Annotated in this window: 23 protein-coding genes; 18 read left to right on the forward strand and 5 right to left on the reverse strand. The window is 40.0% G+C overall.

Going from position 1 to position 20570, the window contains the following annotated elements:
* Positions 1-30 precede the first annotated feature (30 nt).
* Positions 31-915, reverse strand: coding sequence for a LysR family transcriptional regulator (locus tag ACYTR8_RS07630; protein WP_111716435.1), 885 nt, complete (start codon positions 913-915; stop codon positions 31-33).
* Between the two features lie 191 nt (positions 916-1106).
* On the opposite strand from ACYTR8_RS07630, the gene ACYTR8_RS07635 reads away from it, so the two are divergent.
* The 10 genes from ACYTR8_RS07635 to ACYTR8_RS07680 all read left to right on the forward strand — a co-directional run bounded on the left by ACYTR8_RS07635 (position 1107) and on the right by ACYTR8_RS07680 (position 10797).
* On the forward strand, positions 1107-2165 hold the full coding sequence (locus tag ACYTR8_RS07635) for a PTS sugar transporter subunit IIC (protein ID WP_111681709.1): 1059 nt from the start codon (positions 1107-1109) through the stop codon (positions 2163-2165).
* 14 nt (positions 2166-2179) lie between these two features.
* Positions 2180-3172: a D-lactate dehydrogenase gene (locus ACYTR8_RS07640; RefSeq protein WP_111716432.1), complete on the forward strand. Its 993-nt coding sequence runs from the start codon at positions 2180-2182 to the stop codon at positions 3170-3172.
* Between the two features lie 104 nt (positions 3173-3276).
* Positions 3277-3942, forward strand: coding sequence for a SatD family protein (locus tag ACYTR8_RS07645; RefSeq protein ID WP_479641956.1), 666 nt, complete (start codon positions 3277-3279; stop codon positions 3940-3942).
* Positions 3935-4651, forward strand: coding sequence for a DUF3307 domain-containing protein (locus ACYTR8_RS07650; protein ID WP_479641955.1), 717 nt, complete (start codon positions 3935-3937; stop codon positions 4649-4651). The genes ACYTR8_RS07645 and ACYTR8_RS07650 overlap by 8 nt, the downstream gene beginning before the upstream one ends.
* 149 nt (positions 4652-4800) lie before the next feature.
* Positions 4801-6147 (forward strand): methylenetetrahydrofolate--tRNA-(uracil(54)-C(5))-methyltransferase (FADH(2)-oxidizing) TrmFO, encoded by a 1347-nt coding sequence (trmFO, locus tag ACYTR8_RS07655; protein ID WP_479641954.1) that lies wholly within the window; start codon positions 4801-4803, stop codon positions 6145-6147.
* Between the two features lie 156 nt (positions 6148-6303).
* Positions 6304-7707, forward strand: a complete 1404-nt coding sequence (locus tag ACYTR8_RS07660; RefSeq protein WP_280641381.1) for a pyruvate carboxylase subunit B — start codon at positions 6304-6306, stop codon at positions 7705-7707.
* A gap of 42 nt (positions 7708-7749) precedes the next feature.
* Positions 7750-8064, forward strand: a complete 315-nt coding sequence (locus ACYTR8_RS07665; protein ID WP_111716420.1) for a hypothetical protein — start codon at positions 7750-7752, stop codon at positions 8062-8064.
* Positions 8064-8411 carry a biotin/lipoyl-containing protein gene (locus tag ACYTR8_RS07670; protein WP_269760453.1) on the forward strand — a complete coding sequence of 116 codons (348 nt, stop codon included), beginning with the start codon at positions 8064-8066 and terminating at the stop codon, positions 8409-8411. The genes ACYTR8_RS07665 and ACYTR8_RS07670 overlap by 1 nt, the downstream gene beginning before the upstream one ends.
* 9 nt (positions 8412-8420) lie before the next feature.
* On the forward strand, positions 8421-9551 hold the full coding sequence (locus ACYTR8_RS07675; RefSeq protein ID WP_111716416.1) for a sodium ion-translocating decarboxylase subunit beta: 1131 nt from the start codon (positions 8421-8423) through the stop codon (positions 9549-9551).
* Positions 9552-9732: 181 nt separating this feature from the next.
* Entirely contained in the window at positions 9733-10797 is a 1065-nt protein-coding gene (locus tag ACYTR8_RS07680; protein WP_479641953.1) for an AbrB family transcriptional regulator, read from the forward strand.
* A 118-nt stretch (positions 10798-10915) separates the two neighbouring features.
* On the opposite strand, the gene citG is transcribed toward ACYTR8_RS07680, so the two are convergent.
* The 3 genes from citG to ACYTR8_RS07695 form a co-directional block, all read right to left on the reverse strand.
* On the reverse strand, positions 10916-11800 hold the full coding sequence (gene citG, locus ACYTR8_RS07685) for a triphosphoribosyl-dephospho-CoA synthase CitG (protein ID WP_479641952.1): 885 nt from the start codon (positions 11798-11800) through the stop codon (positions 10916-10918).
* Positions 11793-12488: a GntR family transcriptional regulator gene (locus ACYTR8_RS07690; RefSeq protein WP_003050701.1), complete on the reverse strand. Its 696-nt coding sequence runs from the start codon at positions 12486-12488 to the stop codon at positions 11793-11795. Before ACYTR8_RS07690 ends, citG begins: the two co-directional genes overlap by 8 nt.
* 159 nt (positions 12489-12647) lie before the next feature.
* Positions 12648-14051, reverse strand: a complete 1404-nt coding sequence (locus ACYTR8_RS07695; protein ID WP_111716409.1) for a CitMHS family transporter — start codon at positions 14049-14051, stop codon at positions 12648-12650.
* 380 nt (positions 14052-14431) lie between these two features.
* Between ACYTR8_RS07695 and ACYTR8_RS07700 the strand changes: the two genes are divergently transcribed.
* From ACYTR8_RS07700 to citX, 8 genes are all read left to right on the forward strand, one after another.
* Positions 14432-14755: a hypothetical protein gene (locus ACYTR8_RS07700; protein WP_111716407.1), complete on the forward strand. Its 324-nt coding sequence runs from the start codon at positions 14432-14434 to the stop codon at positions 14753-14755.
* Positions 14756-14816: 61 nt separating this feature from the next.
* Positions 14817-15212: an acetyl-CoA carboxylase biotin carboxyl carrier protein subunit gene (locus ACYTR8_RS07705; protein WP_111716404.1), complete on the forward strand. Its 396-nt coding sequence runs from the start codon at positions 14817-14819 to the stop codon at positions 15210-15212.
* A 44-nt stretch (positions 15213-15256) separates the two neighbouring features.
* Complete coding sequence (locus ACYTR8_RS07710; RefSeq protein ID WP_003050688.1) at positions 15257-16378, forward strand: sodium ion-translocating decarboxylase subunit beta; 1122 nt, start codon at positions 15257-15259, stop codon at positions 16376-16378.
* Between the two features lie 17 nt (positions 16379-16395).
* The gene (locus ACYTR8_RS07715) at positions 16396-16530 is read left to right on the forward strand and encodes an OadG-related small transporter subunit (protein WP_269458808.1); all 135 of its coding nucleotides are present in this window, start codon (positions 16396-16398) and stop codon (positions 16528-16530) included.
* Positions 16531-16565: 35 nt separating this feature from the next.
* Positions 16566-16874, forward strand: a complete 309-nt coding sequence (gene citD, locus ACYTR8_RS07720; protein WP_003050682.1) for a citrate lyase acyl carrier protein — start codon at positions 16566-16568, stop codon at positions 16872-16874.
* Positions 16862-17749 (forward strand): citrate (pro-3S)-lyase subunit beta, encoded by an 888-nt coding sequence (gene citE / locus ACYTR8_RS07725; RefSeq protein ID WP_011528658.1) that lies wholly within the window; start codon positions 16862-16864, stop codon positions 17747-17749. Before citD ends, citE begins: the two co-directional genes overlap by 13 nt.
* Before the next feature lie 2 nt (positions 17750-17751).
* A complete protein-coding gene (gene citF / locus ACYTR8_RS07730; RefSeq protein WP_443597638.1) occupies positions 17752-19284 on the forward strand; it encodes a citrate lyase subunit alpha in 1533 nt (510 codons plus the stop codon).
* On the forward strand, positions 19277-19855 hold the full coding sequence (gene citX, locus ACYTR8_RS07735; RefSeq protein ID WP_479641951.1) for a citrate lyase holo-[acyl-carrier protein] synthase: 579 nt from the start codon (positions 19277-19279) through the stop codon (positions 19853-19855). Before citF ends, citX begins: the two co-directional genes overlap by 8 nt.
* A gap of 96 nt (positions 19856-19951) precedes the next feature.
* Here citX and ACYTR8_RS07740 read toward each other — a convergent pair.
* Positions 19952-20570: transposase (locus ACYTR8_RS07740; protein WP_479650924.1), on the reverse strand; the 619-nt coding region annotated here is incomplete at its 5' end.

Consider the following 20570-nt stretch of genomic DNA (forward strand, 5'->3'; position numbering starts at 1 on the left):
TTACAAAAGTATTTTTAACTACACAAATCGCTAGTTGGTTTTTAAAAGGCTTAAAAATTCCTCAATAACTGGACTGAAACTCGCATCATCTCGGTAAGCAATCCCAATAGGGTAAAAATCATTTTTATCTTGCAAAGGGATCCAAACTAAGTTATCTACCTGATTAAGGCTCTCAAAATCACTCGGGAGGATAGTCAAGGCATTCAAATCGTGCAAACTATGAATAAGAACTTCCCAATCATTGTGTTTAAAGACAATATCTGGTTCAAAACCAAGAGCTCGGCATTTTCTAGGAAGCATTTCGCCTAGCATGTAGTGATCGTTTAAAGAAGCAATCTTATAGCCTTTTAAATCTTTAAGTTTTAACTGAGGGTGTTGCGCCAAAGGGTGCTGTTTGGGAAGAACGATACTGACCTTATAGCCTTTTGTGGATGTTTGTAATGGCTCAATGGTAATATCCTTTCGAATACTTGGAAAGGAGAGAAGACCAATATCAATTTTTCCTTGGGACAATAATTCTTGTAATTTGCGAGAACCATCCTGTATAAGCGATACTTCAACATTTGAGTGAGTAGCCATAAAGGTTGAAATTTGTTTCATGAATTGTATAGCAAACAATGACGTTAATCCAACACGAATCATCTCTTTTTTTTCTTGGTTTAATTGCTGAATATCCGCAACAATTTGATTAAAGTCATCCACAAGGTCTTTGCCTTTGTGATAAAGAATATCTCCAGCTTCGGTTAGTAATAGCTGCCGACCACTTTGTGTAAAAAGCGTCGTGTTCAACTCGGACTCTAGCCTTTTAATTGATTGAGAAAGAGTAGGTTGTGTCACAAACAAACTTTTAGCAGCGTGGGAATAATTTTTTGTTTCAGCAACTGCAATAAAATAGGTTAATTGTCTAATATCCATAGTAGATCCTTTTCTTTAAGCTCTAGTATATCATATTTGCTCCTAACCCTATGATTTTTTGACATTGATAGGAACTATTAGTCAGAGTTATAGTTCTATAATTTTTTGCAATTTTTCTTTTTAGTTTCAATGTGCTATATTTAGTTAGTGAAATCACAAACAATATTTAATTTTTTTAGGAGGCTATTTTGATGTCCAAAGAGGTTATAAAACAAACACCAAAATCATTTACCATGAATGTGCTAAATGGTTTAGCTATGGGAACAGTAGTTGTTCTCATTCCAGGAGCAATCTTAGGAGAATTGATGAAGGCACTTTTGCCAATGTGGAGTGGTTTTGGCACTTTGATTGCTGCAACAGCTATTGCAACCACCTTAATGGGGCTCGTTATCGGGATGTTTGTCGGCATGAACTTCAAATTTAACCCCATTCAATCTGCTTCGTTAGGTCTTGCTGTTATATTTGCAGGTGGATCACCTAATTTTGCTAACGGTGTTATCACCATGCAAGGAACTGGAGACATCATCAATATGGGAATTACAGCAGCTTTAGGGGTTTTGTTGATTCAATTTCTCTCTGATAAGACTAAATCATTCACACTAATTATTGTCCCAACAGTAACTCTTTTACTTGTTGGTGGTGTTGGACGTGTCTTGTTGCCATACGTGAAGATGATTACAACCATGATTGGTCAAGGAATTGCGTCTCTACTTGGTTTACAACCTATTTTGATGTCTCTCCTGATTGCTATGATTTTCTGCTTCCTTATTGTTTCTCCAATTACAACGGTAGGAATTGCTCTTGCGATTAACTTATCTGGTATTGGTTCAGGTGCTGCAAACTTAGGTATTTGTGCCGCAAGCTTTGGACTTTGCTTAGCAGGTTGGGCTGTTAATTCAAAAGGAACTTCACTTGCTCACGTCTTGGGATCACCAAAAATTTCAATGGCCAACGTTTTATCAAAACCAAAAATCATGTTGCCAATGTTATGTTCTGCAGCTGTACTTGGTGTTATTGGTGCTATCTTTAATATTCAAGGAACACCTGCTAGTGCAGGCTTTGGGATTAGTGGTTTGATCGGACCTATCAATGCCCTTAATTTAGCTAAAGGCGGATGGTCTCCAGTAAATATTCTACTTATCATTATCATTTTTGTAGGGGCACCCATTGTGCTTAATATGATCTTTAACTACCTCTTTATTAAGGTGCTTAAAGTGATTGATCCAATGGATTACAAGCTTAATATCTAAGAAAGGAACTTTTGATGAAATTAAAATTATATAATGTTAGAGGCGAAGAAGCAGTCTTAGCAAAAAAATGGGCTGATGACAATGGGATTGAGATTTCCTTGACAGAATCTCCCTTAACCCCTGAAACGGTTAAAGAAGCTGAAGGCTTTGACGGGATTGCCAATGCCCAAATTGGTCCTTTAGATGATGCGATTTATCCTCTCTTAAAGGAAATGGGGATTAAACAAATCGCTCAGCGCAGTGCTGGTGTCGATATGTATAACCTTGATTTGGCCAGCGAAAATGACATTATTATCACAAATGTTCCTAGCTATTCTCCAGAATCCATTGCAGAATTTACGGTTACTATTGCCCTTAATTTAATTCGTCATGTGGAGTTGATTCGTGAAAATGTTAAAAAACAAAATTTCACTTGGGGACTCCCTATCCGCGGTCGTGTTTTAGGTGATATGACAGTTGCGATTATCGGAACTGGACGTATTGGTCTAGCTACTGCTAAAATCTTTAAAGGTTTTGGCTGCAAGGTCGTTGGATATGATATTTACCAAAGCGATGCTGCCAAAGCTGTCTTGGACTATAAGGAATCTGTAGAAGAAGCGATTAAAGATGCTGATCTTGTTTCCTTACACATGCCGCCAACTGCAGAGAACACACACCTTTTCAATGCTGATTTATTTAAATCATTCAAAAAAGGGGCTATTTTGATGAATATGGCGCGTGGTGCCCTCATTGAGACGCAAGATTTACTGGATGCTTTGGATGCAGGCTTACTGAGCGGAGCTGGTATTGACACTTACGAATTTGAAGGACCTTATATACCTAAGAATTTTGAAGGTCAAGAAATTACAGATTCACTATTTAAAGCTTTGATTAACCATCCTAAGGTTATTTATACACCTCATGCAGCTTATTATACTGATGAAGCCGTTAAAAACCTAGTTGAAGGTGCCCTTAATGCTACAGTAGAGATTATCAAAACTGGGACAACGACAACTCGTGTTAATTAACAACTGATTTGACGTCCATTATAAAGGAATAATTCTAAAAATTCCTTTATAATGGACTTTTTTGTATTAGTCCGTTATAATAGACTGTAAGAAAGGGGACTCTTATGACATATATAGCGCTTATTGGAGATATTATCCAGTCCAAACAATTGACGGATCGTTCCAAAGTTCAAAAAACTTTAGCAGCTTATTTAGACGACCTCAACAAAACCTTTGCTCCTTATATTATTTCTAAGTTATCCCTGACGTTGGGAGATGAATTTCAAGGACTTTTTCAGATGGATACTCCTATTTTCCATCTGATTGATTTGATTAATCATCACATGGATATCCCTATTCGATTTGGAGTAGGAGTAGGTTCTATTCTAACAGACATCAATCCTGATATTAGTATTGGGGCTGATGGACCTGCATATTGGCATGCTCGTGAGGCTATTCGTTATATTCATCAAAAAAATGATTATGGTAATACTACATTAGCTCTTCGGACTGGTCATCACAACCAGGATGTGGTATTAAACAGTTTACTAGCAGCTGGAGATGCTATTAAAGCCAACTGGCGAGCTAGTCAATGGGAAATTTTTGACACGCTTTTAGATTTGGGTATTTATGAAGAATACTTTGATCAACAACGACTCGGAAAGCAATTATCTCTTAACTCTAGCGCTTTGTCAAAACGTCTAAAAAGTAGTCATGTTAAAATTTATCTGAGAACACGGCAGAGTGCACTAAACTGTCTCAAACAAATCAAGGAGGAAGCTGATGATTAATGGTGTCTCTCACTACCTAGCTCAAACCCCTACACTTACCCTGTTTCTCATTTGTCATGTGTTATCAGACTACCAGTTACAAAGTCAGCAAGTAGCTGATTTAAAAGAAAAACATGTGACTTATTTAGGTTACCACTTGATTGGAGTTAGCATTCCCCTAATTTGTTTAACCCTCATTATCCCACAAGCATGGTTGATGAGCCTTTTGGTCATGATAAGTCACGCGCTTATTGACTGGCTAAAGCCAAAGGTGGCTAACTCTCTAAAATGGAAAAGAGAGTGGATTTTTCTGCTGGATCAATGCTTACATATCGCTATTAGTTCATTTGCTGGGCTAAGGTTAGCAGGGGTGACCTTGCCTAATTGGCTTCCGATACCTATTTTGATGACCGTTTTATTTATCCTACTCATTACCAAACCAACTAATATTGTCTTTAAACTCTTTTTCAGTAAATACCAGCCTGACCAAGGAGAAAAAATGGACACGATCATAGGAGCGGGGGCTACCATAGGAATTCTAGAGAGAATTGTTATTGGTGTGTGTATGATCATGGGGCAATTTGCTTCAATAGGGCTGGTCTTTACCGCTAAATCTATTGCTCGCTACAATAAAATTTCGGAAAGTCCAGCATTTGCAGAATACTACCTGATTGGGTCTTTATTTAGTATTCTCAGTGTTTTTGTCGCAGCATGGATTTGTTTCTTCTAGTTAAAAGGGTTCCCGTAGAAAGAGGCTAACGCTTAGTCTCTTTCTTTTTCTTTCTTCTTATTTCTGTTATAATAAGTCAGGTAACTACATTAGAAAGATTTGTGGGTCTGTCATCTAAGAGATGTCATTCCCGAAGAGGTATTAGTGACTTGTCTCAATCAACTGCAACTTATATTAATGTTATTGGAGCTGGGCTAGCTGGTTCTGAAGCTGCCTATCAGATTGCTAAGCGCGGTATCCCCGTTAAATTGTATGAAATGCGTGGTGTCAAAGCAACACCGCAACATAAAACTACTAATTTTGCCGAATTGGTCTGTTCCAACTCATTTCGTGGTGATAGCTTAACCAATGCAGTCGGTCTTCTCAAAGAAGAAATGCGTCGCTTGGATTCCATTATTATGCGTAATGGTGAAGCTAATCGTGTACCTGCTGGGGGAGCAATGGCTGTTGACCGTGAGGGGTATGCAGAGAGTGTCACTGCAGAGTTGGAAAATCATCCTCTCATTGAGGTCATTCGTGATGAAATCACAGCAATTCCTAACGATGCCATTACGGTTATCGCGACGGGTCCATTGACTTCAGATGCCTTGGCAGAAAAAATTCACGCTTTGAATGGTGGCGATGGATTCTATTTCTACGACGCAGCAGCGCCTATCATTGATAAATCTACTATTGATATGAGCAAGGTTTACCTCAAATCTCGCTACGATAAAGGCGAGGCTGCTTACCTCAACTGTCCTATGACCAAAGAAGAATTCATGGCTTTCCATGAAGCTCTGACAACCGCAGAAGAAGCCCCGCTGAATTCTTTTGAAAAAGAAAAGTATTTTGAGGGCTGTATGCCGATTGAAGTTATGGCTAAACGTGGCATTAAAACCATGCTTTATGGACCTATGAAACCCGTTGGATTGGAATATCCAGATGACTATACAGGTCCTCGCGATGGAGAATTTAAAACGCCTTATGCTGTTGTGCAATTGCGTCAAGATAATGCAGCTGGAAGCCTTTATAATATCGTTGGTTTCCAAACGCACCTCAAATGGGGTGAGCAAAAGCGTGTTTTCCAAATGATTCCAGGGCTTGAAAATGCTGAGTTTGTCCGCTACGGCGTCATGCACCGTAATTCCTATATGGATTCACCAAATCTTTTAACCGAAACCTTCCAATCTCGTAACAATCCAAATCTTTTCTTCGCAGGTCAAATGACTGGAGTTGAAGGTTATGTCGAATCAGCTGCTTCAGGTTTAGTAGCAGGTATTAATGCAGCCCGTTTGTTCAAAGGTGAGGAAGCCATGGTCTTTCCACAGACAACGGCTATTGGGAGTTTGCCTCACTATGTGACTCATGCCGAGAGTAAGCATTTCCAACCAATGAACGTCAACTTTGGCATTATCAAAGAGTTAGAAGGCCCACGCATTCGTGACAAAAAAGAACGTTATGAAGCTATTGCTAGTCGTGCTTTGGTAGATTTAGACACCTGCTTAGCGTCGCTTTAACAGTGAAAAAGAGTTCCTTTTCAGTTGAGTTGCTGAAGAGGACTTTTTTAACTTGCTGATTTGAGCGCTAACTATGCAAAAGAATGCACAAAAAATACATGAATGGGCTATGGTCGCTAAGGCCAATATTATATAATGAATAGTACTCATTAGTTGATTCAGTTTGGAGGTTTTAGCATGCAGCAGCAAGTCGCAATAACGGAGACAGTTTTACGAGATGGTCATCAAAGTTTGATGGCAACGCGTCTACCTATCGAGGACATGCTCCCAGTTCTTCCTATATTAGACAAGATTGGTTACTATTCCCTAGAATGTTGGGGAGGGGCCACGTTTGATGCTTGTATTCGTTTTTTAAATGAAGATCCTTGGGAAAGGCTGCGCACGTTAAAAAAAGGCTTACCTAATACACGCTTACAGATGTTGTTGAGAGGCCAAAACCTTTTAGGCTATCGTCATTACGCAGATGACATCGTTGACAAATTTATTAGCTTATCAGCTCAAAATGGGATTGATGTTTTCCGTATTTTTGATGCCTTAAATGACCCACGAAATATTCGTCAAGCGTTATCGGCTGTCAAAAAAACGGGTAAAGAAGCTCAACTGTGTATTGCCTACACGACCAGCCCTGTACACACTCTGGACTATTACCTTTCTTTGGTAAAAGAATTGGTTGAGATGGGCGCTGATTCTATCTGTATCAAAGATATGGCTGGTATTCTAACCCCAAAAGCGGCTAAAGAATTGGTAGCTGGTATCAAAGCTATTACTAACTTACCTCTTATTGTGCATACCCATGCAACCAGCGGTATTTCTCAGATGACCTATCTAGCAGCAGTAGAAGCTGGTGCTGATAGAATTGATACCGCTTTGTCACCTTTTAGCGAAGGCACTTCACAACCTGCTACAGAATCTATGTATTTAGCCTTAAAAGAAGCAGGTTATGATATCACATTAGATGAAACGCTACTGGAACAAGCTGCTAATCACCTTCGTCAAGCCCGCCAAAAGTATTTAGCTGATGGAACTCTGGACCCAAGTCTTCTCTTTCCAGACCCAAGAACGCTACAATATCAAGTTCCTGGAGGCATGTTATCTAATATGCTATCTCAACTGAAACAAGCTAATGCCGAATCAAAATTAGAAGATGTTTTAGCGGAAGTCCCTCGAGTAAGAAAAGACTTAGGTTACCCACCGTTAGTAACGCCACTTAGTCAAATGGTCGGGACTCAAGCTGCTATGAATGTGATTTTAGGGAAGCCTTATCAAATGGTGTCCAAAGAAATCAAACAATATTTAGCAGGAGAATATGGGAAGACACCTGCACCTGTCAATGAAGACCTGCAAAAGAGTCAAATTGGATCAACACCACTAACCACTAATCGTCCTGCAGACCAGTTGAATCCTGAATTTGAAGTATTGAAGGCAGAAATAGCAGATTTAGCCCAAACGGACGAAGATGTGCTGACTTATGCCCTATTCCCAAGCGTAGCAAAAACGTTTTTAACAACCAAATACCAAACTGATGACGTCATTAAAGTGACTGCCTTTATCAAAGCATAGTAGGCTATCTTAATCAGATGCAAACAGAGATATGGAGATCAAATGACCTATTCCTTTATTGATATCTTGCAAGTTACGTTAGTATCCTTATTTCTCGTACTGACCTGTTTGACAGGGATTATGGGACTAATGATACTAAGTGGTAAATTATTGTCACAAGAAAAACCTCTTCTCCCTCAAGCCTCTCCTAAGAGACTTCAAGACAAAGAAGCTACCCAAGCGAGTGGAGAAACCCTCGAAACCCTTTTGGCTAAAGATGAATTAGCTAGGATTGCTGTTATGACTAGTCTTGCTTATGCTAGCCAAGAAGAGTCAGGAAAACTATTTGAAGTTGTTGCTGTGGAAAGGAAAACTTAATGAAAAGATATGAAGTGACTGTCAATGGACAGGTTTATGAAGTGAGTTTACGCGAATTAGCTGATGGAGAAACGGTTGAGATGGTACAACCAGTGCCTGCTGCGCCTGAGAAAAAAACTGATATCAACTCTGCTAGCGGCTTACATGTAAAAGCTCCCATGTCTGGAACGGTCTTGTCTATCCTCGTTACAGAAGGAAAGACCGTTAAAAAAGGAGAAGCTGTTCTGGTCCTAGAAGCTATGAAAATGGAAAATGAAATATTGGCACCTGCAGATGGTTTGGTTTCAAAAATTCATGTCTCAGCTAACCAAACGGTTGATTCTGATCAAGTCTTGATCTCATTTTAGGAGGACAGCATGCTTGACGTACTCAATCAAATGATCCACTCATCAGGATTGGCTCATCTAACTGTTAATAATCTTATTATGATTTGCTTGGCCTGTTTCTTCCTCTACCTTGGGATTAAAAAAGAATATGAGCCTTATCTTATGGTGCCAATCGCCTTTGGTATCTTACTCGTCAATTTGCCTATGGCGGGATTGATGGACCACCCTGCCAATGGTAATCCCGGTGGCCTTCTTTATTACCTGTATAAGGGGACTAGCCTAGGTATTTATCCACCTTTAATCTTCCTTTGTTTGGGAGCTTCCACTGATTTTGGTCCCTTGATTGCTAATCCTAAAACCATTTTGCTAGGAGGTGCAGCACAAGTTGGGATTTTCTTAGCCTTTTTCCTCGCTATTATGTTAGGCATGACACCTCAAGAAGCGGCTTCTGTCGGAATTATTGGTGGTGCCGACGGTCCAACAGCTATTTATGTGACGACAAAGTTGGCACCTGATTTACTCTCTACTATCGCCCTAGCAGCTTATTCCTACATGGCTTTAGTGCCTATCATTCAACCGCCAATCATTAAACTTTTGACTACCAAGGCAGAGCGTCAAGTGAAAATGACACAAGCAAGAACTGTTTCCCAAAAAGAAAAAATAATTTTCCCAATTATGGTAACAATCTTTGTCAGTCTTTTGGTTCCAAGTGCTACAACCTTGGTTGGCTGTTTAATGCTGGGAAATCTGGTCAGAGAAATTAAAATTGTTCCTAAAATTGTAGAGAATCTCCAACAAGTGGTTATGTTTTGCATTACCATCATCTTAGGGTTAACTGTTGGAGCTAAAGCCAATGGCGACTTATTTTTATCGGCTACAACATTAAAAATTGTCGCTCTTGGTTTAATTGCCTTTGCTGCTGGTACAGCAGGAGGAGTCTTAATGGGGAAAGTCATGTACTATTTATCTGGTAAAAAGGTTAACCCTATGATAGGAGCAGCTGGTGTTTCAGCTGTTCCTATGGCAGCCCGAGTTGTCCAAAAGGTCGGACAAGAAGAAGATCCAAGTAATTTCTTGCTCATGCACGCCATGGGACCAAATGTAGCAGGCGTTATTGGCTCAGCCATTGCTTCTGGTGCCTTGCTGGCCTTCTTTGGCTAACAGATTTATCAGTTTCAGTCTGTCACCAACAAACCAAATCATTATCAAGGAGATGGGAAACCATCTCTTTTTTTAAGCTAGTTAGTTTTCAAAGAACTTAGAGTTATGATATGGGTACTGGCAGTTGCCTCACTTTGTGCTATAATAAACCTACTGAATCGATAAAATAGAAAGGATTTACATGGTTTTAATCCTCATCACTCTTTTAGTGGGGAGTTTAGGTGGTATCATCGCCAAACGGTTAAAAATCCCAGCTTCCTTTATGATTGGGAGCATGGCAGCGGTTGCAATGGCATCTATTTTAACAGGCCAGATGCAAGCTCCTAGCCAAATGAAACTCATCGCTCAGATTGTCAGCGGAGCCTATATTGGTCAAACGGTAAGCCAGAAAGATTTAGCTAATCTCCCTAAACTTGCCAAATCAATTGTCAGTTTAATGGCCTTGTTTACACTGAATATGCTTGTGATGGGCTTCCTTTTCCATCACTTTTTTGGACTAGATTTGGTGACAGCCTTTCTAAGTTGTTTACCTGGTGGCATCATGGACGTTTCTTTGATGGCCGTTGATATGGGGGCAAAACCGGATATTGTAGCTACCTTACAGTCAGCCCGCTTAATTGGTATCTTGATTATTTTACCGCTCTGGGTACAATTTTGGGTCAAACGTGTTACCCCGAAACCAATCTCCCAACCTTTAGAAAAGCAGATTGCGCAAAGAGTAACCAATCGTTCCTTAAGCTACCCAAGTCAAGCTTGGAATAATATGGTGATTCTAAGCGTAGCAAGTGTGGGTGGTTTTATTGGGCTGTTGCTTAATATACCAGTAGGGGCGTTGATTGTTTCACTCTTGTTTTCAGCTATTCTAAAAATGAGCCAAAACACACCACAACTGTCTAGGGAAATACGCTTTATCGCGCAAATTTTGGCAGGAACACTTATTGGAACCAGTTTTACACGGGAGAGCCTGCTTGATATGTTTCATCTCATTGTTCCAATCATGCTTTTATTAGCCAGTTATTTGCTTATCAATGTCTTTTTTGGGTATATGATGTACAAACGAGGAATTTTAGACTTACAATCGGCGCTTTTTGCTTCCTCACCAGCTGGTGCAACAGATATTTCGCTGCTTGCTGGTGACCTCGGGGGAGATATGGCAAAAATTGCAGGGATTCAAATCAGTCGTACCTTATACACCGTTATCGTCATGCCTTTACTTGTCAAATGGCTGGTGATTAGTTTACTCTAACTTTTAGAGAGTGTAACGATCACGCCATTGTATATAATAAAAAAACTGTTTGTTTTGCATTACCATAATCAGCTAGCTTCTAGGGCTAAGTTGATAGAGTGATGCAAAAAAACAGTTTTTATAATAGACCTTCTAAAAAAGCAAAGTAAAAACTCAGAGCCAGTAAATCAGCACTGCCTCCGGGGCTTAGATGCCGATTAATGAGGCATTGATTGTAGTAGGACAAAGCTGATCTTAGATCAGTTGTTGATAAATCTTGTTGCAGGAGTAGTCGCATATCTGCCTTAACGCCTTTCCATGCTTCAATCCCTCCACGATGAATCAAATTACCATCCTCAACAAAGCTCATTAAATAAACCAAAAGTTGAAGTTGACTGGTTTCAGAATCCTTTTTACTACGTAGCTGACGAAAATAGGGCAAAGCATGGTCGGTTAACGTCGAAAAACCATTACTTGCTTCACCTCGCGGTCCCTTAATACCATAAGTCAAAAAGAGTTTTTCCCCATAGGTCAAGACTTTTTTAGTCTGTAACTGCCCAAGATCTGACTGAACTAAGTGTTCCGTCATCGGCTTCACTAAGCTACAAATAGCTTCAGTATCTTCCTTGCTAAAACGCCTTAAGTCAGTCATTAAGTGAGGCGTTCTTGCTAGATAGGTCCCAGTTGCACCAAGAAGTAAAGCCATGGAAAAATTCAAGCCTTTATGAGTGTTAATTCCCTGAGTAGCACAAAACATGGCTTCCTCGGCCTCTTGACCTAATTGCCTAAGACGATTAAAAAGGAGAAGGGGATCTTGTTCTGATGCTTCAAAACCAGCTTCGATATAAGCCTGAAAAAAAGGAGAGAGCGCCATCATACTGTCGACAAAAGTCATAAAGGTCATGTCATCGTGAGAACCATTATCAAATCGGTCAACTAAACCAGGTTTAGGAGATAGGGATACTTCATAAAGCAAAGCTTTTAAAGCCAGCTGACTAATACTCGTTAGAACTACCTTAGTCATTTTGATTAGGGCTCATTTCTTTTAAGATAAATTCAAGTGAGCTATTCAAGTGTTCATGTGTAATCAATGTTATTTGCTCATGATCTTTGTTCTTCATGCCTCGATAAATCATCCAGTGCTCAGACAGAGCTCGTTTACGGCGTTCAACAGAGGAGATGGAAATTTTTCTAAAGTAGACCAAATAAGCTTGCAACTCTGTCACAATTTCTTTTAAGCGAACCATTTGGCTATAGCTGTAAATCAAATTGTTAAATTCATTGAAATTATCTAGAATTCGATTGATATCATCCTCTTCAATAAAAGTCTCACAGTCTGCCAACAAGTCATGCATCACCTTGAAATCCTCCTCGGTCATTAGGTGCATCGCTTGTACCGTTGCTAGAGTTTCTAGAGCCTTTCGAATTTCAAAAATTTCACAAGCATCCTTGATACTAACTCCCTTAACGATAATACCTTTTTTAGGAATGTGCTCTACAAGATGCTCTTCAGATAATAACCCCAACGCATAGCGAATAGGTGTCCTGCTAATATTAAGCGCAATGGAAAACTCTTTTTCATTGATACGGCTTCCAACAGGAATTTGTCTCAAAATAATGGTCTTTTTAAGAGCGTTATAAAAGGCTATTTTCAAAGGGATATTTCTTGATAGGTCAAGGTTTTGTTTGACGGCTTCGATAATAGGATTCATGTTATCTCCTTATAATTGGTATCCTCACTCTATTATACTGAAATTTGTGAAACATTCCAATATGGCTTGATGGTTTCTGAAAAATTAAAGTCATGTGCTCACTAGAGGACATGACTTTAATCATCTCATAAGGAATAAGGTAGTAGTGTTATCGTTGGTTTATTGTGGAATGTAAAGTGGCATTTGTCCCATAGCAATAATAGTTACCACAAAGATCACAAAGATGATAAGGGCATATTTAGCAGCTTCTTTTTGCCATTCTCCCATGTCAAGACCTGTCAAGCGAAGAAGGAGGTAAATGAAAGCAACTAATGGGCTAAGTAAGTGGAAGGCTTGTCCCATAAGAGAAGCAAGAGCCATTGCCATGTTACTGAAACCATATTCAGCACCAGCTTCTGCAAGAACAGGCAAGATACCGTAGTAGAAACCATCATTCGAGATAAAGAACGTACCAGGTGCAGAAATTAAGGCAATAACAAGACCCCAGAAACCTGCCAATTGTTTTGGAATAATAGTAGCAAAGCTTTGTGCCAAAGCGCTAGCCATCCCAGAACCTTGGAAAAGCCCCATAAAGATACCAGCAGCAAAGACGAGAATAACAACTTGAACAGCATCCCCAGCATTGTCACCAATACGTTTAGATTGGTCTTTAAGAACTGGATAGTTCACCATTAAGGCGATACAGGTTCCTACAGCAAAGAGAAGAAGTGGTGCCATCGCAATAGCTTCGTAGAATGAGCCAGCAACTAACCAAGCAATCAATCCAATAGTTAAGATAGCATTGAAAACGAAGTTTTTAGGGCGACGAATAGAAAGTGTATCAGGGTCAGTAATATCGGTTAATTTACACATTTCTTCTTCAGTCAAATCGATAACGCCAAGTCTTGCACGTTCTTTACGTCCCATACTTGGTGCAACCCAACAAATCACATAAAGGAGAGATAAAATCATACCTGGTGCAAGGTAACCAAGAATTTCAGGACCTACGCCAAGAACAGACATTGCACGAGCAGTAGGACCACCCCATGGGAGTAAATTCATAATAGTATTTTGAAGAATAATCAAGACACCTAGGTTCATGATTTTCATATTCAATTTTTTATAGATTGGCAAGAAGGCAGAGCAACAAATTAAAGTGGTTGTTGTTCCATCACCATTGAGTGATACAGCCGCAGCAACAACAGCTGTGGCAATAAGCACCTTCATTGGATCGCCTTTAGCAAAACGAATCATTTTCTCAGTAATTGGATCAAACAATCCTGCATCTAACATGATAGAGAAGAATAGGATGGCAAATAGCAACATGATACCTGTTTTAGCAGTATTGTTGATACCATACATAACCATTGGTCCGATAGCCGTTAAATTTTTGGCAATACCATCTTCACCCATAAAAGCAACGAATTTGGCATCTGCATTAAAATCAGCTGAACCAGTCAATATCACAGCGATTGTCATAATTAATGGAATCATGACCAAAGCAGTAAAAGGGGTCATTTTTTTCTTCATTACCACGTACATGAAGACAATAATCATGGCATAAGCCAGAATTGTTAATAACATAATTGTTATCTCCTTTTTTAATTTTATGATTTCAGTATAGATGAAAGCGCTTAGAAAATAAATACCCCTTTGTGCGGAAAGACACAAAAAAAACAATTTGAAAATCCGTTTTGAAAATAGTTTCTGTTACATGAGACTATTCTGTATTTTTCATAATATCAAAAAATCAAGAATTGGTAGGCTTTTATCTGGTTTTCAACCCCCAAATAATCATTTCATTTGTTACCCATTTATTTTATTCGGGGTAACAAATAAAAGTTTTTATGAAACTTTGAAAGCGCTCTTAGAAAGAACACAAAAAAGCCATCTCAAACAAGAAGCCTGGTATATAATAAGCTTAGAGGTTCCCTAGACGGGCAAATATGGAAAGGAGGTCGCTCATGCAATTTTTCCAAAAATGGTTTAAACACTCTAAAAAAGAGAAACTGGAAGAATCCTCAACCCTTAATTCAGAAATAAAACCTTCTGATAACTGGGAAAAGATTCCCGCTTATATTCCTGCAGACAAAAGTGATTACAAAAAGGTTACTTTAATTGCCAGCGCTATTGCTGCTAGCGATAGACCTAATAGTCAATTCAAGGTCAAACGCATTCTCAAGCGCAATCCTGAGGCAATCACCGTTTCCTTAATTGCTTCAAGTATCGCTGCAGGTGTTTACCCAGAAAGTCAGTTCCGGGTAACATCAATCTATTGTAAAAGGTAGTCATTCATCCGAACCTTTCACTCAGTCAACAAAAACAATAACATATATAGGAGAAAAAAAGATGTTACGAAAGTTTAAAATTACCATTGACGGTAAAGAATATCTTGTAGAAATGGAAGAAATCGGTGCTCCTGTCCAAGCAGCTACCCCCGTTCAACCAACACCCGCCCCAGTATCTGTTCCTGCTGAGGCAAGCCCGCAAGTGGAGGAAGCACAAGCACCACAGCCAACAGCTGCAGCAGGAGCAGAAGCCATTCCGTCACCAATGCCTGGAACCATTCTAAAGGTTTTGGTTGCTGTAGGTGATCAGGTTGCCGAAAACCAACCCTTACTAATCTTAGAAGCGATGAAGATGGAAAATGAAATTGTTGCCTCCTCAGCAGGTACCGTTAGTGCTATTCATGTTAGCCCAGGTCAAGTGGTAAACCCTGGTGATGGTCTCATTACAATTGATTAATAGTACTATAACTAGAATAAATAGACAGAAAAGGAAGTGAATTTGTGGAAACTTTAATCGCAGGAATAACATCCATTACGATTTCCCAAATTGTTATGATGGGCATCGGTGCTCTCTTAATGTATCTGGGGATTAAAAAAGAATACGAACCAACTCTACTTGTGCCAATGGGACTTGGAACAATCCTTGTGAATTTCCCTGGCTCAGGGGTTTTAACTCAAGTGGTTAACGGAGTCGAGCAAGAAGGGGTTTTTGATGCCCTCTTCAATTTTGGGATTGGAACAGAACTTTTCCCACTTTTGATTTTCATTGGTATAGGAGCCATGATTGACTTTGGTCCTTTACTTCAAAACCCATTCATGCTCTTGTTTGGTGCAGCAGCTCAATTCGGAATTTTCTTTGTTGTTGTTGTTGCTGTACTGGCTGGCTTTGACATCAAAGAAGCAGCTTCAATCGGTATTATCGGAGCAGCAGACGGACCAACCTCTATTTTCGTTGCCAACCAACTAGCCAAGGATTTACTTGGACCAATTACGGTCGCAGCCTACTCTTATATGGCTCTGGTTCCGATTATTCAACCATTTGCTATTAAATTAGTAACAACGAAAAAAGAACGTCGCATTCGCATGACTTACAAGGCTGAGAATGTGTCTCAAATGACCAAAATCTTGTTCCCAATTATTATTACACTGGTAGCAGGGTTCATTGCTCCAATTTCTTTACCTTTAGTTGGTTTTTTGATGTTTGGTAACTTACTACGTGAGTGTGGTGTGCTTGACCGCCTGTCGCAAACCGCTCAAAACGAATTGGTTAATATCATCAGTATCCTACTTGGATTAACGATTTCTATTAAAATGCAGGCAGACCTGTTCTTAAACGTACAGACACTTTTGATTATCGTCTTTGGTTTACTTGCATTTATCATGGATTCTATTGGTGGTGTGATGTTTGCCAAATTCCTCAATCTCTTCCGAAAAGAGAAAATCAATCCAATGATTGGCGCTGCTGGAATCTCAGCTTTCCCAATGTCAAGTCGTGTGATTCAAAAGATGGCAACAGATGAAGACCCGCAAAACTTTATCCTTATGTATGCTGTAGGTGCCAATGTCTCTGGCCAAATCGCTTCTGTTATCGCAGGTGGTTTGTTGCTAGCTTACTTTAGCTAAGAAAGGAAAGAAACCTAATGATAATTAATATAGACCATTTGATTAGTTCCTTTGAGCTAATGGCGCTTGGTATGGCAGGTGTCTTTATCGTGTTAGGAATTCTCTATCTTGTCGCAGAGATTCTGATTAAACTTTTCCCAGTTAGTAAATAACAATATTATTTAAGAAAATCAAGGAGGTAAACGCAATGGATATTAAACAAACTGCCGTTGCTGGTTCACTTGAATCAAGTGACCTAATGATTACAGTATCCCCTAATGACGAGCAAACCATTACAGTAACCCTAGACAGTAGTGTTGAAAAACAATTTGGCAATCACATTCGTCAACTCATTCATCAAACCCTAGTTAATTTGAAGGTGACGGCTGCTAAAGTAGAGGCTGTTGATAAAGGCGCTTTAGATTGCACCATTCAAGCAAGAACCATTGCAGCTGTTCATCGCGCAGCTGGTATTGACCAATACGATTGGAAGGAGATTGACTCATGGAACGTTTAAGAAGAACAATGATGTTTGTGCCTGGTGCCAATGCAGCCATGCTTCGAGATGCTCCTTTATTTGGCGCTGATTCCGTCATGTTTGACTTGGAAGATTCTGTTTCACTCAAAGAAAAAGACACCTCTAGAGCTCTCGTTCATTTTGCGCTTAAAACTTTTGATTATTCAAGCGTTGAAACGGTTGTTCGTGTGAATGGTCTTGATTCTTGTGGAGCTTTAGACATCGAAGCTGTTGTTCTGGCAGGTGTCAACGTGATTCGTCTTCCAAAAACAGAGACTGCCCAAGATATTGTTGATGTGGAGGCTGTTATTGAACGTGTCGAACGCGAAAACGGCATTGAAGTTGGTCGCACACGCATGATGGCAGCCATTGAATCAGCCGAAGGTGTCCTAAATGCTCGTGAGATTGCCAAAGCTTCTAAGCGCTTGATTGGTATTGCTCTTGGGGCAGAAGACTATGTCACGAATATGAAAACTCGTCGTTACCCAGATGGTCAAGAATTATTCTTTGCTCGTAGCATGATTTTACATGCTGCTCGTGCTGCTGGAATTGCTGCCATTGATACTGTTTATTCTGATGTCAATAATACAGAAGGGTTCCAAAACGAAGTTCGCATGATCAAACAGTTAGGATTTGACGGTAAATCAGTAATCAACCCTCGTCAAATTCCTCTGGTCAATGAGATTTATACCCCAACTGAAAAAGAAATTGACCATGCCAAACAAGTCATCTGGGCAATTCGTGAAGCTGAAAGCAAAGGCTCTGGCGTTATTTCCTTAAATGGAAAAATGGTTGATAAACCAATCGTTGAACGTGCAGAACGTGTCATTGCCCTAGCAACAGCAGCAGGTGTTTTATCTGAGGAGGACATTTAAAGATGGTAACAAATAAACTCGGTCGCGACATTCCTCAACCATACGCCGACCAGTATGGTGTCTTTGAAGGAGAACTCGCAAATATCAAACAGTATGACGAATCAAGTCGCCGTATTAAACCAGTTAAACCTGGAGATTCTAAATTATTAGGCTCTATCCGTGAAGCGATTGAAAAAACTGGCTTAACAGATGGCATGACCATTTCATTCCACCACCATTTCCGTGAAGGGGATTTCATTATGAATATGGTCTTGGAGGAAATTGCCAAAATGGGCATTAAAAACCTATCTATTGCTCCAAGCTCCATCGCTAATGTACATGACCCTTTGATTGATCACATCAAAAATGGTGTGGTTACCAACATCACCTCATCTGGTCTTCGTGACAAAGTAGGGGCAGCCATTTCAGAAGGACTAATGGAAAATCCTGTGGTTATTCGCTCCCATGGTGGTCGCGCTCGTGCCATTGCTAGTGGGGATATCCATATTGATGTTGCCTTTCTAGGCGCCCCAAGTTCAGATGCTTACGGAAATGTTAATGGGACAAAAGGGAAAGCAACCTGTGGTTCTTTGGGCTATGCCATGATTGATGCCAAATATGCGGATCAGGTGGTTATCTTGACAGATAATTTGGTTCCTTATCCTAATACCCCAATCAGCATTCCTCAAACAGATGTTGACTATGTGGTAACAGTAGATGCTATCGGAGATCCTCAAGGAATCGCCAAAGGGGCAACTCGTTTTACGAAAAATCCTAAAGAACTCTTAATTGCAGAATACGCCGCTAAAGTAATCACCAACTCTCCTTATTTTAAAGAAGGATTCTCTTTCCAAACTGGAACAGGTGGTGCTTCTTTGGCAGTAACCCGTTTCATGCGCGAAGCTATGATTAAAGAAAATATCAAAGCTAGCTTTGCTCTTGGCGGTATTACCAATGCTATGGTGGAGTTGCTCGAAGAAGGACTGGTTGAAAAAATTCTTGATGTCCAAGACTTTGATCACCCATCAGCTGTTTCTCTCGGTAAGCATGCTGACCACTATGAAATTGACGCCAACATGTACGCTTCACCATTGAGCAAGGGGTCAGTAATTAACCAATTAGACACTTGTATTTTGTCAGCCCTTGAAGTGGATACTAACTTCAATGTTAATGTGATGACAGGATCTGATGGCGTCATTCGTGGCGCTTCTGGTGGCCACTGTGACACTGCCTTTGCAGCTAAGATGAGTTTGGTTATTTCGCCACTTATTCGTGGACGCATCCCAACCTTTGTTGATGAGGTTAATACAGTTATTACACCGGGAACAAGTGTCGATGTAGTCGTCACAGAAGTGGGAATTGCCATTAACCCAAATCGTCAAGACTTAGTAGACCATTTCAAATCCCTCAATGTGCCACAATTTAGTATTGAGGAGCTAAAAGAGAAGGCTTATGCTATCGTTGGCACACCTGAGCGTATTCAATACGGTGATAAGGTTGTTGCTCTTATTGAATACCGTGATGGTAGCCTCATTGATGTGGTTTACAATGTCTAAAGAAGCTTATTTTTCAGGCGAAGCTATCCAACTCAATGACATGTTACGGACCCGCGAAGAAAGAGCTCAGCGTCAGCTGCATTTATTAAAGGGGTACCCAGAAGGTAGCTTATTATCGGTCACCATGAATATCCCTGGACCAATTAAAACCTCTCCTAAACTTCTTGAAGCTTTTGATATGGTGATTAAGGCCATTCAAACTGCCTTAGCTGACGATAAGATTTGTTACCAGCTGCGATTACTGCCTACAACGGGTTATGAGTATTACCTCATCACAAGTCTACCCAGCCAAGACCTGAAATTAAAAATGATTGCCTTAGAAACAGATTTACCTATAGGACGTCTCATGGATTTAGATGTTCTTGTCTTAAGCAATGGACGACCAAGTCCGATTAGTAGGACGACATTAGGAGCTCCTCCAAGACAGTGTTTTATCTGTTCTAAAGAGGCAAAAGTCTGTGGCCGCTTACGCCAACATAGCATTGAAGACATGCAGGCAGCTATTACCAACTTACTCCATTCATTTTTCAATCAAAACAGCCCATCCTTACCATTAGATAAGATAGGTTAATGAGGAGAAGTTTGAAAAAAATAAAAGCTAATTGATTTATTGTTTATGCTGATTTTGGGCGCACTAAAAAGAGGTATTGAAACCTGATTTTTGAGATTAAGCGACATTGAATCCGTGCTGTTGTGCAAAACGAACAGCGTCTTGAGCAGACATCGTTTTATCAGGATTTCGTATTTCGGTCAGTCCTTGTAAAACAGGATTGTAGTCTTCTTGTTTCCGTAGCACTTGGTACACAGAAACCAGTAATCTGCGACAGATAGCGATAATTGCTTTTCGGTGTCCCCGGCGTTTCTTGAGTTTAAGATACTTGTTTCTCAATTCTGCATGCTTATCAGATTTGACAACAGCGTTTGCGACTTGAACAAGGAAAGGTTTCAAGTATTTTCCCCCTTTAGAAATGCGCGTAGAAAACTTTTTCCCAGCACTTTCATTGTTGGCAGGGACAAGTCCAGCCCAGGAACACAGTTTGGCAGCTGAATCAAAGACTGTCATATCGCAACCAATTTCTGAGATGATTCTGAGAGCAGATAAGTCCTCTTTGAAACCAGGTACGGTTTGAATTAGTTTTACTTGATGTTGATAGTCTTGTCCCAGTTCCCGAATCATCTGTTCCAAATCTTCTTTACAGATAGCTAAGGCATCATAATGAGCTTTGATAACTCTGATTTTCTCAGCTTGTTCAGGAGTTAAAGCACCTTCCATAGCGATTTCCAAG

This window comes from Streptococcus sp. F2, assembly GCF_056500955.1.